This is a genomic window from Streptomyces sp. NBC_00091 (assembly GCF_026343185.1).
Classification (GTDB): Bacteria; Actinomycetota; Actinomycetes; order Streptomycetales; family Streptomycetaceae; genus Streptomyces.
This window is the reverse complement of sequence record NZ_JAPEMA010000001.1, coordinates 617374-631470: the sequence shown is the minus strand read 5'-3', so window position 1 is coordinate 631470 and position 14097 is coordinate 617374. Positions and strand designations below refer to the sequence as shown.

The 14097-nt window shown below is 71.7% G+C and carries 12 protein-coding genes and 2 pseudogenes; 9 read left to right on the top strand and 5 right to left on the bottom strand.

All coding sequences use genetic code 11. From position 1 onward, the window contains the following. Nucleotides 1-64 precede the first annotated feature (64 nt). From OOK34_RS02610 to OOK34_RS02595, 4 genes and pseudogenes are all read left to right on the top strand, one after another. Entirely contained in the window at nt 65-1675 is a 1611-nt protein-coding gene (locus OOK34_RS02610) for a PQQ-binding-like beta-propeller repeat protein (RefSeq protein ID WP_267032239.1), read from the top strand. A 343-nt stretch (nt 1676-2018) separates the two neighbouring features. Then, nucleotides 2019-2804, top strand: coding sequence for a hypothetical protein (locus OOK34_RS02605; RefSeq protein WP_267036939.1), 786 nt, complete (start codon nt 2019-2021; stop codon nt 2802-2804). Continuing rightward, nucleotides 2795-3095 (top strand): annotated as a pseudogene (locus OOK34_RS02600) (thymidine kinase); the annotation flags it as partial. The gene OOK34_RS02605 and the pseudogene OOK34_RS02600, both read left to right, overlap by 10 nt. Before the next feature lie 250 nt (nt 3096-3345). After that, nucleotides 3346-5778, top strand: coding sequence for a SpoIIE family protein phosphatase (locus OOK34_RS02595; protein WP_267032238.1), 2433 nt, complete (start codon nt 3346-3348; stop codon nt 5776-5778). Here the strand turns inward: OOK34_RS02595 and OOK34_RS02590 are convergent. Next, nucleotides 5723-6025: a maleylpyruvate isomerase N-terminal domain-containing protein gene (locus OOK34_RS02590; RefSeq protein WP_267032237.1), complete on the bottom strand. Its 303-nt coding sequence runs from the start codon at nt 6023-6025 to the stop codon at nt 5723-5725. The genes OOK34_RS02595 and OOK34_RS02590 overlap by 56 nt on opposite strands. A 74-nt stretch (nt 6026-6099) precedes the next feature. After that, complete coding sequence (locus tag OOK34_RS02585; protein WP_267032236.1) at nt 6100-7506, bottom strand: PLP-dependent aminotransferase family protein; 1407 nt, start codon at nt 7504-7506, stop codon at nt 6100-6102. A gap of 55 nt (nt 7507-7561) precedes the next feature. Between OOK34_RS02585 and OOK34_RS02580 the strand changes: the two genes are divergently transcribed. The 3 genes and pseudogenes from OOK34_RS02580 to OOK34_RS02570 all read left to right on the top strand — a co-directional run bounded on the left by OOK34_RS02580 (nt 7562) and on the right by OOK34_RS02570 (nt 9501). Next, entirely contained in the window at nt 7562-8737 is a 1176-nt protein-coding gene (locus tag OOK34_RS02580; protein ID WP_267036597.1) for an MFS transporter, read from the top strand. Nucleotides 8738-8785: 48 nt separating this feature from the next. Then, nucleotides 8786-8872: pseudogene (locus tag OOK34_RS02575) on the top strand (RidA family protein); the annotation flags it as partial. A 29-nt stretch (nt 8873-8901) separates the two neighbouring features. Then, nucleotides 8902-9501 (top strand): thymidine kinase, encoded by a 600-nt coding sequence (locus OOK34_RS02570; RefSeq protein WP_267036596.1) that lies wholly within the window; start codon nt 8902-8904, stop codon nt 9499-9501. A gap of 21 nt (nt 9502-9522) precedes the next feature. Here OOK34_RS02570 and OOK34_RS02565 read toward each other — a convergent pair whose 3' ends face one another. Then, on the bottom strand, nt 9523-9840 hold the full coding sequence (locus tag OOK34_RS02565) for a transcriptional regulator (protein ID WP_267032235.1): 318 nt from the start codon (nt 9838-9840) through the stop codon (nt 9523-9525). Continuing rightward, a complete protein-coding gene (locus tag OOK34_RS02560) occupies nt 9837-10253 on the bottom strand; it encodes a hypothetical protein (protein ID WP_267032234.1) in 417 nt (138 codons plus the stop codon). Before OOK34_RS02560 ends, OOK34_RS02565 begins: the two co-directional genes overlap by 4 nt. 202 nt (nt 10254-10455) lie before the next feature. On the opposite strand from OOK34_RS02560, the gene OOK34_RS02555 reads away from it, so the two are divergent. Both OOK34_RS02555 and OOK34_RS02550 read left to right on the top strand, forming a co-directional pair. Further along, nucleotides 10456-13149 (top strand): AAA family ATPase, encoded by a 2694-nt coding sequence (locus tag OOK34_RS02555; RefSeq protein ID WP_267032233.1) that lies wholly within the window; start codon nt 10456-10458, stop codon nt 13147-13149. Nucleotides 13150-13177: 28 nt separating this feature from the next. After that, entirely contained in the window at nt 13178-13561 is a 384-nt protein-coding gene (locus OOK34_RS02550) for a 6-carboxytetrahydropterin synthase (RefSeq protein ID WP_267036595.1), read from the top strand. A gap of 33 nt (nt 13562-13594) precedes the next feature. On the opposite strand, the gene OOK34_RS02545 is transcribed toward OOK34_RS02550, so the two are convergent. After that, the gene (locus OOK34_RS02545; RefSeq protein ID WP_267032232.1) at nt 13595-14017 is read right to left on the bottom strand and encodes a nuclear transport factor 2 family protein; all 423 of its coding nucleotides are present in this window, start codon (nt 14015-14017) and stop codon (nt 13595-13597) included. Between the last annotated feature and the right edge of the window lie 80 nt (nt 14018-14097).

Below are 14097 nucleotides of genomic sequence, written 5' to 3'. Positions count from 1 at the left end.
CGGTGACGGGAAGTAGTCTAAAAAAGTATCCCAGTGTGGCCGTCCCGCCAGCCACACTGACCCCATGACCCGTCGCGACTTCGACGAACTGCCGCGCCCTGATCAGCAACCGCAGGCAGTCCAGCCGGGCTACGGCTCGGTCTACCGGACGCCACAGCCCGGATCGGGGCCCGCGCCGGGCAATCCCTACGCGCAACCGCCGGTGCAGGCAGCGGACTTCGTACGCCCGCCCCGCCGCGGCCTGCGGGGCAGGACCGGTGTGCTGGTGGCTGCCCTGGTTGCGGCCCTGCTCGCCCTCGGCGGCGGCTCGTACATCCTCCTGCGTGACGGCTCCGGCGACGCCGGGGACGGCGACACCGCCGCCCCCGCCGCGTCCGCGTCGGTGGACCAGGGAGACGGCCAGGGCCCCGGCGGCCCCCCGTTCGTCTTCGACCCCAACGCCGGGATTCAGCCGGGCGAGGGCCGGGTCTGGCTGGTGTCGAACCAGACCGAACTGGCCGGCTCTGGTGCCTCGCAGCACGGCCCCTGGCGCGTGGGGGACGCCGTGATCAAGGCGATGTACAAGGAGGTCACCGCCTACACCGCGACCGATGGCAAGGAGAAGTGGAGGCTTCCCCTCGCCACGCCGCTGTGCGGGGTCCCGGAGAGTCCCGCCCCGAACGGGAAGATCGTCGTCGGGGTCCGGGAGAAGGACAGCGCGACCTCCCAGTGCACCCACCTCCAGCAGGTCGACCTCGCCACGGGCCAGGCGGGCTGGAAGCTGGAGATACCGAAGGAGAAGGTCTTCGACCAGGCTCTGGAGTTGCGGCTGGCCATCTCAGGGGACACCGTCGCGGTGGCGCGTGCCGCGGTCGTGAGCGGTTTCTCGGTCACCGACGGGCATAAACTCTTCGGTACACCGAGCAGCGGCTGCGCCCCCGCGACGGTCGGAGGCGCCGCCGCCAGGCTGATGCTCGTACGCGACTGCTTCGGCCAGGACTCGGCCGACCGGCAGTCGGTGATCGAGGAGATCGACCCGGCGACTGGCGCTGCCAAGTGGAGCCACCAGTACGCGAAGGGCTCGAACCTCGGCCAGATCCTGTCCGTGGACCCGCTCGTCGTCAGCACCTACAACACGCAGGAGAAGGTCTGGAACATCACGGCCTTCGCCGCCGACGGCAAGGTCCGCTCGCAGACCAATGCCGCCTTCGGGGTCAGCAAGCGGTGCAACGGCTGGGGCAGCGGCAGCGGCGACCTGCACGACTGCAACGCAGCGGTGGCCGACGCGGACACCCTCTACATCGCGGGCGGCACACCCGACGCCAAGTACCCGCTGGACGTCGACAAGCCCGACGAGGTGATCGCGGTCGACCTCAACACCGGTCAGGTGAAGTGGCGCACGACGGGCCCCGACGGCCGCGTCATGTTCCCGCTGGCCGTCGAGGAGGGGAAGGTCGTCGTCTACGTCGACACGGACAAGGGCCTGTCCGCGGCGATGGCGGCCATCCCGACGGGCGGAGGCCGGCCCCAGATATTCCTGCAGAGCCCGAAGATCGCCAAGGGGCCCGAATCCGCCTTCTACACCTCCAGCGTCCGGCTGGCCTGGGTCGAGGGACGCGTCTTCCTGCTCAACGGGTCCGTACGCGGCCCGGAGCCGAAGAAGGTGGACCACTCCCTGCTGTCCTTCGGGAGGTAGGTCGCGAGACCCCGGCGGGAAGGGTGGCCGGATCCGCGCCCTCCCCGCCCCCGAAGCGTGACGAGCGGCGGCCACCGCCCTATTCTTGCGCGCCATGTGGCCAGGACAGCAGACGCCCGATGGGGACCAGAGCAGGCAGAACCCGGGGCAAAACCCTTACCGGCAGCCGGTTCCCGGACAGCAGGGAGCCCAGACCGGCCCCTACGGACCTGGCATATTCGGCCAACCTTGGCAGGGCGCCACGCCTGGTACGCACCAGCAGTACCCGTCCGGCGCGCCGACTCCGCCTCCCGGACCGGCGCCGCGTTCCGCGCCCCGGCGTAAGGCCGTCGTGGCGATATCGGTGACGGTGGCTGCGGGGGTGGCCGTCGCGGTGACCGCCGCGGTCCTCTTCCGGGACGGCGACAGGGCGGACGGCGCCGGGGGGCCGACTTCCCCTGCACCCGCCTCTGGCGCCCCGTCCGGCTCCGTGTCCTCGGGCGCCCCGGGCACCGTGAAGTCGACGATCAAGGGCTGGAAGGTCGTGGTGAATCCGGCGCACGGCACCGCCTTCGACGTACCGCCGGACTGGGAGGTCCTGGAGCCGCAGATCTTCAGCGGCTTCTCGGACGACAAGGACCCCGACAAGCCGGTGATCGGGCACACCGCGCCCGCCTTCTTGAAGAAGAAGTGGTGCAGTCTGGATGCCAACGGCGACGGCTACGTCAACGACATCGCGCTCGCGTCCACCGGTACCAAGGGCGCCGACGGCGCAAAGACCACCGACGAGGTCGCCGAGAAGACGGCGACGGCCTGGGCATACTCCGCGTTCGCATCCCCGGACAAGGAGGTCGTCAAGTGGGACAAGCCGGTGGCCTACACAACCAAGGCCGGGGTCAAGGGGAGTTACGTGAAGGCCCGCACCGAGGGCGCCAAGAAGGACCACAAGTGCGCGGGGGACGGCTGGGCGATCGCCTTCGGCTTCAAGAATTCCAAGGGCGACTTCGTCGCCTGGGACTTCTACGGCCGGTCGGGCGTCCAGGGAGCCGTCCGCGACGACCTGGTCATGCGTATCCTCAGCACGGTCCGCCTCTCCGGCGACCCGGTCCCAGACCCCCTCCGCAAAGAGGCCTCCCCTTCGTCTCCGTGAGTCTGGAGGCAACCCCGGCGCTGGACCTCTACGCATGTGTGGTGGAGTGCCTGTCGCGGGCACGGCAAGGTCGACTACGTGATCGTGGACGAGGCCCAGTTCCTCGCCCCCGACCAGATCGACCAGCCGGCCCGGATCGTCGACGACCTCGGCCTGGACGTCTTCGCCTTCGGCATTACCCCCGACTTCCGCACGAAGCTCTTCCCCGGCTCGCAGCGCCTGATCGAGCTGGCGGACCGCCTGGAGCAGCTCCCGGTCGAGGCCCTGTGCTGGTGCGGCGCCCGCGCCACCGGCCCCAGCAACGAGCACCGACTGAGCTGGTCACCCTCCCGACGCACCAGCAAGCACCCAGATACCTACGCCTTGAGCGCCGTACGCCCCCTGCGGCCCCACCTGACCCGTCACCGCCCGATCACGCGGCGTTATGCGACATCTGGCCCCTTCCTCCTGCCGTCCGAGTCGCCCGGACGGTCCCGGGCGCGACAGCATGGAGAGAGGGCGGTCGGCGGGATGTTGTCCTCGGGAGGAGGCGATACAGACAGTGACCAGCCATCGCTTTGCGTTCTGCGGGGCTGAGCTTGCCGCTGTCTATGTGGTCGCCGACCAGGGCAGGGAACTCCATCTGGCCGAGCTGACCGGAAACCGCAGCGTCCTCTACGGACTGCCCGCGATCCTCGCCGTGGCCAGCCATTCGCCCGCCGCCAATGCTTTCCGCTCCGGCCGTCCGCTGTGGCTGACTCCCCCGGAACTCGCCACGTTCATCGAGGATGATCCCCACCACTTCCCCACCCGGATCCGGGACGGTGACCCCGACTCGCCGACCAGGATCTCGCTGGGCGCGCTGCCACTGGGACACGGCGACCAGGAGCTGGGGTGCCTGATCGTCGCCGGCGAAGTCGCGGACGGCTTCAGCGCCGACGACCGCAGCCTTCTGGAGCTTTACGCCGATCAGGTGGCCGCCGGACTTGAATCGGTCGCCGCTCGCTTCGCCGGGCGCAAAGCCCCGCAGGCGCATCTGGGTCAGTCCCTGGTGCCTCACCGAGGCGGCGCGTTCGTCCTGGAACTGAGCACCGGCCGCATGGAGGCCCACGCGCATGTGCTGGAACTGCTCGGTCTGCCTCTCGACCGGTTCGACGGGCAGGTGGAGACCCTGCTTGCCTGCGCCGTCCCCGACGACATGCCCGCACTGATGGCGATCGTGGAGCCGGACCGGCTGGCCGCCGCCGGGCAGCAGTTGGCGTTCCGCATCCGCCGCCCGAACGGCGAGCTGCGCTGGCTGGGGCTGCGTTGCCGCGTCGAGGTGGACTCCGATGGCACACCGCAGCGCGTCCTGGGTGTGGTGGCCGACGCCGCCTATCTGCGCCCCAGCGCCGACGAGGTCTCCCTCGTGCAGCGGCTGTCGGCCACGCTGGCAGGAGCGGCGACCATCCGAGAGGTCAGCCGTTTGGTGGTCGCCGCCCTGCGCGAGCCGCTCGGCGCCTCCCGGGTCGCGGTCGGCGAACTGGAGCCCGAGCGGCTCATAGTCACCGCCCTCGACCCTCCAGAGCCCGATGCCTGGCCCGAGGTCTGGCGTTCGGAATGGCGGTCCGAGTGGCCGGACGCGTCGCTCAGCGGCCTGCCCACCCTGCAGAGCGCGCTGCGCGAGGGGCACATGAGTCTGTGGCCGCCGGGCGCGGCTCTTGAGCCCGGTCTTCTGGGCGTCGGGCCCGGTGGTCTCGCGGTGCTGCCGCTGCCCGCCGAAGGCCGGATGGTCGGGGTGTGCCTCGTGGGGTGGGACGCGGAGCACCGGTTCGGACCGGAGGAGCGGTCGCTGCTGACCGCGACCGCGGGGCTGGTGGGGCAGGCGCTGGTGCGCGCCCACGCACTGGACGCGGGCCACGAACTCGCCACCATGCTCCAGCGCAGTCTGCTGCCCCGTAAGCTCCCGGAATTGCCGGGCGGGGTCGCCGTCGCCCGCTACCTGCCCGCGACGGCGGGACTTGAGGTCGGCGGCGACTGGTATGACGTCATTCCGCTCAGTGACGGTCATGTGGCGTTCGTCATCGGGGATGTACAGGGGCACAGCGCGGGAGCCGCCACCATCATGGGCCAGATGCGTACGGCTGTCAGGGCCTACGCGGTGGAGGGCCACCCGCCCGATGTGGTGGTCGCGCGGGCCAACCGTCTGCTCGTTGGCATGGAGACCGATCTATTCGCGACCTGTGCGTATGTGGACCTGGACATGGAGGAGGGCATCGCCAGGGTCGTACGGGCCGGCCATCTGCCGCCGATACTGCGCCATCCCGACGGCGTCACCGAGGAGTTGGAGGTCGAGGGCGGGCCTCCACTGGGAGTGCTTGCGGAAGCCGAATTCCCCATGACCGAGGCGGGGTTGCTCCCCGGCACCCTGCTCGTTCTGCTGACCGACGGCATGGTCGAGTCGGCCAGACTGCCTCTGGAGGAGGGCATGCGGCGGGTGTGCGACGTACTCGCCGCGGCCGACCCGGTCGATGCCGGAGGGGTGGCTGACGAGTTGGTCGTCGGTGTGGGCCGTCGCGACGACGATGTGGCGTTGCTGTTGCTGCGCTACGACGGCACGCGGGACCGGCCGCTGCGGAGCCACTGGACGGTATGGCGGCTGCCCAACGCGGTCCTGCACGCGCGCCGCTTCACCGCGCGCACCCTGCGGTCCTGGGGGGTGGTGGAGGAACTCGACGCGGCTCTGCTGGTCGTGTCCGAGCTGGTCACCAACGCCATCGCGCACACGCAGGGCGAGGTATGGATGGATCTGACTCTGTCGGCGGACCGGCTGCGGATCGCAGTGAACGACGCGTCGCCGCGCAGCCCCGTCAAACCGGTGTCGGTGAGCTGGGAGTCGACCGGCGGTCGCGGGCTGCTCATCGTCGAGGCGACGACGATGGCCTGGGGCTCGGTGCCGCTCAGCGGCGGCAAGCAGGTGTGGGCCGAGATCCCCTGGCGAAGCGCGAGCGGCTGACGCAGCGCTGCCGGACGGCTCGGCGGAGCGCTTCGGAACCCGCCCTCGGAGAGGGTTCGACGCCACTGCCGGCTACGGCGAGCAGCCACCGGGAGGCGTCGATGCTGTGAGCCACGTGGGTGATGACGTGGCCACGGGTCCAGCCGGCCAGCGCCGAGGGCGCACTCACGTCCGCGTCGGTCAGCGTATCGAGGGTGGTGGTGATCCGGGTACCGGAGCGGGTGACTTCCTCGATGAGGTCGAGCATGTCCGCACCGTAGTCAGTGAGTTGGCGGCGAGCCCGCTGGTCATCACCGGACTTCGGGCGGAGTTGGGTGGGGGTCACCGGCCCCGGAGCGGGGCGCTGATCGCCGTGATGCCTGCTGTGATGGCGCGTTCGCCGACGTTGCCGAACCCGAGGACCAGCTGGGTCGGCTCCGTCGCACGCGAGGAGCGGCAGGCGCTCATTCCGTAGAGCCCCACGGACCGGGAGCGAGCGGCGGCGATGACGTCCTGCTCATGAGCCGATCCGTCGATATGCGCGACCGCGTGGAAGCCGGCCGCCAGGCCTGACACGCTGACCTCGGGGGCGTGTTCGGCGAGCGCCGCCACCAGGGTGGTACGCCGAGCCGCGTAGACCGTCCGCATCCGGCGCAGGTGCCGGTCGAAGCGGCCGGACTCGATCATTCGTGTGAGGGCGAGCTGATCGAGTGTGGGCGACCCGCGGTCGTCTCGCCGCTTGAGCTCGGTGATCTGATCGGTGAGCGTGGGCGGGCAGAGCACCCATCCGATGCGCAGCGCCGGCGCGAGGGACTTGCTGACGGTGCCTATGGAGATCACGCGGTCGGCCGCGAGTCCTTGCAGGGCACCCACCGGCTCCCTGTCATACCGGAACTCGGCGTCGTAGTCGTCCTCGATGACGACGGCGTCCCGGCGCCTGGCCCACTCGATCAGTGCGAGCCGCCGCTCGGGTGCCAGGGCGACACCGGTCGGCCACTGGTGCGCGGGCGTCACGACGACGGCGCGGGCATCGGTCGCGGCGAGCACATGCACGTCGATGCCGTGCCCGTCGACCGGCATCGGGATCGCAGACAGGCCCGCCGCGGCAGCGGCCGAGGTGATCGTGGCGGGTGAGCCCGGGTCCTCGTACGCCACCGTGCGGACACCGGTCCGGGCCAGGGCGCGCAGGGCCAGACCGAGGCCCTGCGCGTAGCCGGAGCAGATCACGGTCCGTTCCGGATCCGCGGCGGCGGCGCGCACCCGCCGCAGATATCCGGCCATGACCTCGCGCAGTGCCGCACTGCCGCGCGGGTCACCGTAGTCGAGCGCCGCCGTCGGCATGGCGCGTGCAGCCTCGCGCGTGGCCCACAGCCAGTCGGCGACCGGGAAGCTGCCGAGGTCCGGGACGCCCCACTTGAAGTCGGCGACCAGGCTCGGAGGTGTCAGAACCGGTGGTGTGGGCGCCGACGGTACGCCTGCGCCGGCCGCGACCCGGGTCGCGGAGCCGACGCGTGTCACGAGGTATCCCTCGGCCTGGAGCTGGGTGTAGCAGTCCTGCACCAGCCCGCGCGACAGCCCGAGCATCCGAGCGAGTTCACGGGAGGACGGCAGCCGTTCGCCGACCTGCAGCCGGCCGGTCCGGATCGCGTCCCGCAGCCGGATTTCCAGTTGCGCCCGCAGCGGCTCGCCGCTGTCCCGGTCGATGATCAGCAACAGATCAGGTGACAGACCGGACCACTCCAGAGGCATGGAATTGGAGCTTACCGGCGATCCGCTCGGCCCTTAGCTTCGTCGTGTGACCAGGATGATCAACTCGCAGGGCCAGGGGGCCGGTTCGCGGCCGCCGCTGGTGACGCGGCCCCTGCTGCTGCGTTTCGTCTCGGTCGTCGGTGCCTCGACGAGCTTCTACCTGCTGCTGTCGGTCGTCCCCCTCTATGCCGAGTCGCGCGGAGGCAGCGGTGCCGCGGGACTGGCCACGGGTGCGCTGATGCTGGCGACGGTGGGAGGCGGGCTGGCCACTCCCCGGTTCGTCGCCCGCTTCGGCTACCGCCTGGCGCTGGTGACAGGGCTGGCCCTCCTTGGTGCGCCCACGCTGGTGCTGACGGCTTCCGGGAGCACGGTATGGATCGTGGCGGTCTGTGTGGTGCGCGGTCTGGGCTTTGCGTTCACGGTCGTCGCGGGTGGCGCTTTGACGGCGTCGCTGATTCCGCCCGAGCGGCGTGGTGAGGGGTTGGCTCTGGTGGGCATCGTCTCCGGGGTGCCGTCGCTGGTGGCCTTGCCGCTGGGTGTGTGGCTGGTCGCGCAGGTGGGGTACGCGCCGGTCTGTATCGTCGGCGCTCTGGCGGCGCTGGCCGTGATCGTCTCGGTTCCGGGCCTGCCGGACCGCGAGCCGACCTCGGGACGGGCGATCGGGGTGCTGGCCGGGTTCCGGACGGCCGCTCTTGTGCGGCCCGCCGTCGTCTTCTCGGCCACCACGCTCGCGGCCGGAATCATCGTCACCTTCCTCCCTCTTGTCGTTCCGTCGGCTTCCAGCGGCCTCCTTGCCGTGGCCCTGTTCGTCCAGCCGGCGGCATCAACCGCGGCCCGCTGGGTCGCGGGCCGATACGGTGACAGGCACGGACCGGCCGGACTCGTCCTGCCCGGCCTGACCGTCTCGGCCGCGGGAACGCTACTCACCGCGCTGACCCACAGCCCGGTCGCCGTCGTCGTCGGAGTGGGCCTGTTCGGGGTCGGCTTCGGAGTCACCCAGAACGCCACTCTGACGCTGATGTACGCGCGTGTCCCCGCCTCCGGCTACGGCACCGTCAGCGCCCTGTGGAACTTCGCCTACGACGCGGGCATGGGCGTCGGCGCCATCGGGTTCGGGGTGCTCGCAGGCCGGACGGGCTATCCACTGGCTTTCACCCTCACTGCTGCGCTGATGCTCACCGCCCTCGCCCCGGCCTGGCGCGACCGCGCGACGATCGGCACCCGCCGGTAATCGACAAGGAGACATGATGAAGCACTTCGTCCGACCGGACGGCGCCCGGGGCGCGTGGTGGGCGAGGGGGACGCCGAAGCACAGATGCGGCAGGTCTTCGCGAACCTGGCCACCGTGTTGGAGGCGGCGGGTGCCGACATGGTGGATAGCCCAGTAAGAGCACACTGGCGCTCCAGATCGCCCACAACCGCGACGCGCGGGGCCTCCAGGGCGTGATCTTCACCCGCGACGACCGGGCGGGCGAGGGCAAGCTGTCGTCCCGGCTCGGTCTGGTGACGGAGGCGGTGGAGGCGCCGGAGGACATGGACCTGTACGCGTACCTGGTGGCCCAGCTGTCCAAGGGCGGCAAGGCGGACTACGTGATCGTGGACGAGGCCCAGTTCCTCGCGCCCGACCAGATCGACCAGCTGGCCCGGATCGTGGACGACCTGGGCCTGGACGTCTTCGCCTTCGGCATCACGACGGACTTCCGCACGAAGCTCTTCCCCGGCTCGCAGCGTCTGATCGAGCTGGCGGACCGCCTCGAGCAGCTCCAGGTGGAGGCCCTGTGCTGGTGCGGGGCCCGGGCCACGCACAACGCCCGTACGGTGGGCGGCGAAATGGTCGTGGAAGGCGCCCAGGTGGTGGTCGGCGACGTGAACCGCCCGGCGGAGGAGATCGGCTACGAGGTCCTCTGCCGCCGCCACCACCGCAGGCGCATGACCTCGGCCGCGGCCCACGCGGGCGCCCTCTCCCCGGACGTTCTCCCCGTCAACCACGCCTGACCGCGGTTCCCGTCCTCGGGGTCAGTGCAGGGGGCCCGCGATGGCGGCGAGGGCGGTCAGGTGGCGGCGGTAGGTGGCCAGGCCCTCCTCGGTCAGGTGCAGCCAGGTGCGGGGCATGCGCCCGACCCGGCCCTTCTCGACCGTCACCCAGCCCTCCTCCTCGAGGCGCGAGACCTGCTTCGACAACGCGGAGTCGGTGATCTCCACCAGATCCCGTACGTAGCCGAACTCGGCCTTCTCCAGGGGGGCGAGGGCCGCCACGATCGACAGGCGCACGGCCGAGGCGAGCAGCGGGGCGAGCGCGTGGCGCGGGTGCGGGTTCTCCGGGGCCGGTGTCATGCCGTGCGCATCCCCTGCCAGGCCGCCGCGGCGGGCGGCAGCGCGCAGGCGAGGGCGGCGACGGCCGCGAAGGCGACGCTGTCCGCGAAGACGGTCAGGCCGAGCCCGAGGGCCAGGAGGTAGGCGGCCGTCCAGGCGCCGATCGCCGTGAGCTGCCGGTTGCGGTAGCCGCGCGGCACCACCGGCTGGCGCATCGTGAACAAGGACAGGCCCATGACCACGACGGCGTTCGTCAGCGTGCTGACCAGCGTGCCCGTCCGTCCGTGCCACAGCAGTACGGCGGGGACGAGGGCGAGCTGCCATGCGGCGAAGGTCCACAGATAGCCGGCGTGCCAGCGGCTCCGGCGCCGCACGGTGGCCTCGATCTGCTCGATCCCCTTCAGTGACGCGGTCGCGGCGGTCTGCTCGCCCATGGCGGTCCCCTTGTGGTGTGGCCGGACATCCCCGTGTCGTTCTCGTCCGGCAGCTACTTGCCACAGTAGCAAGTACTTGCCGTGTGTGACGTCGACGTGGATCCGGGGCCGCGCGGCGGCCGGAACGCGTCGATTCGCGGGTGTGCCGGATCGGCGTGATCTACCGTGGGCAGCACCTGCTGATGTGGTGTGGGACGGGGGCATGAGGGTGCCGATCGGATTTGTCGATCGCGTGGAGCACATGGACGAGCTGCGCTCGGTCGTCGCCGCGCTCGGGGACGGGCAGGGCGGGCAGGCCATCGCGGTCGACGGAGTGTCGGGGATGGGCAAGTCGGCCCTGCTGAGGGCGTTCGAGGCGGAGGCTCCCGCGGCCTGCCGCGTGGTGTCCACCCGGTGCCGGCCCGGGATCGGGCCCGACCTGATGTACGGGCCGGTGCTCGACCTGCTCCTGAAGCTGGGCGAGTCCCAGGAGCCCCGGCGGCGCGGGATCTTCCGGCGGATGCTCGGCGCGACCGGGCAGGGGGTGGTCCGGTCGGCTCCGGAGGTGCTCTCCGCGATCGTCCCGGGCCTCGGGGCGGTGTTCACCCTGGGCAGGGAGATCACCGAGGCCTCGCTCGACTCCGGCTCGATGCCCTTCGACAGCCTGCTGCCCTTCCGGCACGCGGCGGCGCTGCGGATCGTCGAGGGCCTGCTCGACCTGGTCCGGCAGGGCCCGCCGACGGTGATCGTGATCGACGACGTCCAGCACATCGACGAGAGCAGCCAGTTCGTCCTGGACCAGCTGCTGCGCGGACTCGCCCGCGAACAGCTGGCCGTCGTCCTGAGCCACACGAGCGACGGGGCGTACGCGGACGGCAAGGAGTCCGCGGTCGAGGCGCTGCTGCACAGCTGGGCCAGTGAGGGGCTGCTGCGGCGCCGGACGATGCGCGGGCTGCCGCACGAGGCGATCGCCGAACTCGTCGCGCAGCGCCATCCGGCGGCCCCGCCCGCCCTCTCCCGCCGGCTCGCCGAACTGACCGGGGGGCACGCGATCTTCGTATCGCTCTGCCTGGACGAGTGGACCCCGCGGGACGGCGCCGAGGTGCCCCTGCCCGCCAGCCTCTCGCGCGTCGTGGAGGAGCGGCTGCGCGCGCTGGCGGACCAGGACCGCGTCCTGCTGGCCGCCGCGGCCACCCAGGGGGACGTGTTCCTCTCCCACACGGTCGCCGCCGTGACGGACCTGCCGCACGACACCGTGATGGAGCGGCTGCGGCTGATCGCCCGCGACCACCGGCTGGTCGTCCCCGAGACGCCGCCCGCGTGGGCCCGCTGGGAGGCCGCCGACTGCTACCGCTTCGAGCACCGCGCCCTGTGGAGCGTGGTCTACACGCAGCAGAGCGGCGAGCAGCTGCGCTCGCGCCACGCGCGCATCGCGCGGGTCCTCGGGCAGGGCCCGCCGCAGACCATGTCGCTGGAGCGCCGGCTGGAGATCGCCCACCACCTCCGCAACGGCGGCCCCTCCTGCCTCATCGCCTCGGCCGACGCCCACTTCGAGCTGGCCCGCGACGCGGCGACGCGCGGGCTGTCCTTCTCGGAGGCCGAGCGGCACTGCGAGGAAGTGATCAAGGCGGTACGGGAGCTGCCGGCCGGCGCCGAGGGCGGGGACGAGCGGTTCGTACGGGCCGTGGAGCTGCTGCTGTCGCTGACCGAGGTGCGCTGGCGGGGCCAGAGCCGGCCCGCCGGCGGCCCGGACATCGACGCCCTGGCCGCCGAGGCGGAGGCCGCCGCTGCCCGCTGCGCGGACCCCGCACTCGTCGTCCGGGCCACCCTGCTCCGCGGCAAGACCCTGCTGGCGACGCGGGGACTCGTACCCTCCCTGGACAAGCTGAAGGCGGCCGTGGAGCTGGCCGAGGAACACGGCGACCCGGCGGCCCTGTTCGTGGCCCGTGTCGAGTACGGCCGCCAGGTCTCCAAGCGGAAGCTCGCCGACGGCCTGGCGCAGCTGCGCGAGGCGGAGCGGATGTACGCCTCGGACCCGGGCCTCGGCGGTGGCGCCGAGCCGGTGCTCCAGCACGCCCGCAACCTGGGGGAGATGCAGCTCGGCATCACGCTCTTCGACAGCGGGCACCTGTCCGAGGCGCTGACCCGGCTCGGCCGGTGCGTGGCGCGGCTGCGCGCGGAGCCACTGAAGGCGGAGCTGCCCATGGCGCTCAACTACCTCGCCCAGGTGCAGCTCGGCCTGGGCGACGAGCGCGGGGCGCAGGAGGCGCTGCGCGAGGCGCTCGGTTTCGAGGCGGAGCGCGGCGGGGACAGCGCCTGGCACGCCTACAACGCCGCGCTCCTCGCCCGCGTCCTCGCGGACCGCCCGGACGCCCGGGAGGAGAGCCGGCGGCTCATCGCCGACGCCTGGGCGGAGACCGAGCGGACCTGGCTGGCCAACCTCGTCCCCATCGTCCGCAACCTCCACGCCGAGGTGCTCCTCGTCGGCGCGGACGGGGACGGGCCCCTGGCGGCAGAGGCGCTCGAGGAGGCGGCGCGGCTCGCCGTGGCCACCTGCGCCGAGACCCGGCGCAGCGGCATGGTGCGCAGCGAGATCGCCGCGTACTGCCTGCGCAGCCGCATCCTGATGCGCCAGGGTGACGCCGCCGCGGCCGGGGAGCAGGCCCGGGCGGCCCTGCGGCTCCTCGACGAGGTCGGGGACATGCCGGCGCTGCGGACGGAGGAGGTCCTCTACCACTGCGCCTCCGCCCTCGCGGCGCAGGGTGCGGAAGGGGAGGCCCGGGGGCTGCTCGACCGCGCCCGCCGCGAGGTCCTCCGCAAGGCCGGGCTGATCGCGGACGCGGAGGTGCGCGAGCGGTTCCTGGCCGGGGTGCCGCTCAACCGTGCCCTCCTCGCGTCCGGCGGGGCCGCCCTGTGAACGGCTCGAGGGGGAGACTGGGGTGGCCATGCTGACGATCACCAAGGAGTTCCACTTCTCGGCCAGCCACGTGCTCGACCGGCTGCCGGGCTGGCACCCGTGCGCCCGGATGCACGGGCACAACTACGCCGTGGTCATCGAGCTCTCGGCCCGCCGGGAAGACCTCACCGAGGCGGGGTTCGTGCGGGACTACCGGGACCTGGACGCCTTCAAGCAGTGGATGGACGAGACCTTCGACCACCGTCACCTCAACGAGGCGCTGGGGGGGGGGGGGGGTATCTCACCGTCCGCGGAGAACCTCGCCGTCTGGATCTTCGACCAGTGGACGGAACGGATCCCCGAACTGACGGCGGTCCGGATCTCGGAGACCCCGAAGACCTGGGCGGAGTACCGGCCTTCGAGGGGTGACTGACCCCCCGGTGGCCGGCAGCCCGCCGACCGGGGGTCAGGCCCCCGGTACGAGGCCGTCGGCGACCAGGCCCGCGAGTACCGCCTCGCCCAGGGCGTGGACGGCGGACTGCGGGCGGACCATCACCGTGAACTCCTTCACCCGGCCCGCGTCGTCGAACTGGAGCAGGTCGATGCCGTGGATCTGCTTGCCCGCCACCAGGGCCCGGAAGGGCAGGATCGTCGACGGGGCCTCCTCGCCGTCGGCGCTGGTCTCGGCCGTGCCGTCCAGCCGCCCCAGGTAGCGCAGGTCCTCGAAGGTGCGCAGCAGGACGCCGAAGAGGCCCAGCACGGCGGCCTTGCCCTCGAACGGGGTGAACTTCACCGGGCTGTAGAGCCGGATGTCCTCCGTGAACAGGTCGTCCAGCGCGGCGAGATCGCGCTTCTCCACGGCGGCGCGGAAGCGTTCTGCGGTCTCCATGACCCCTCCTCCTGTGGGTGACTACTCAATAATGCGACTAGTCACTTTTTTGAGTATGGTGCCGGGGCGGGCACCAAAAG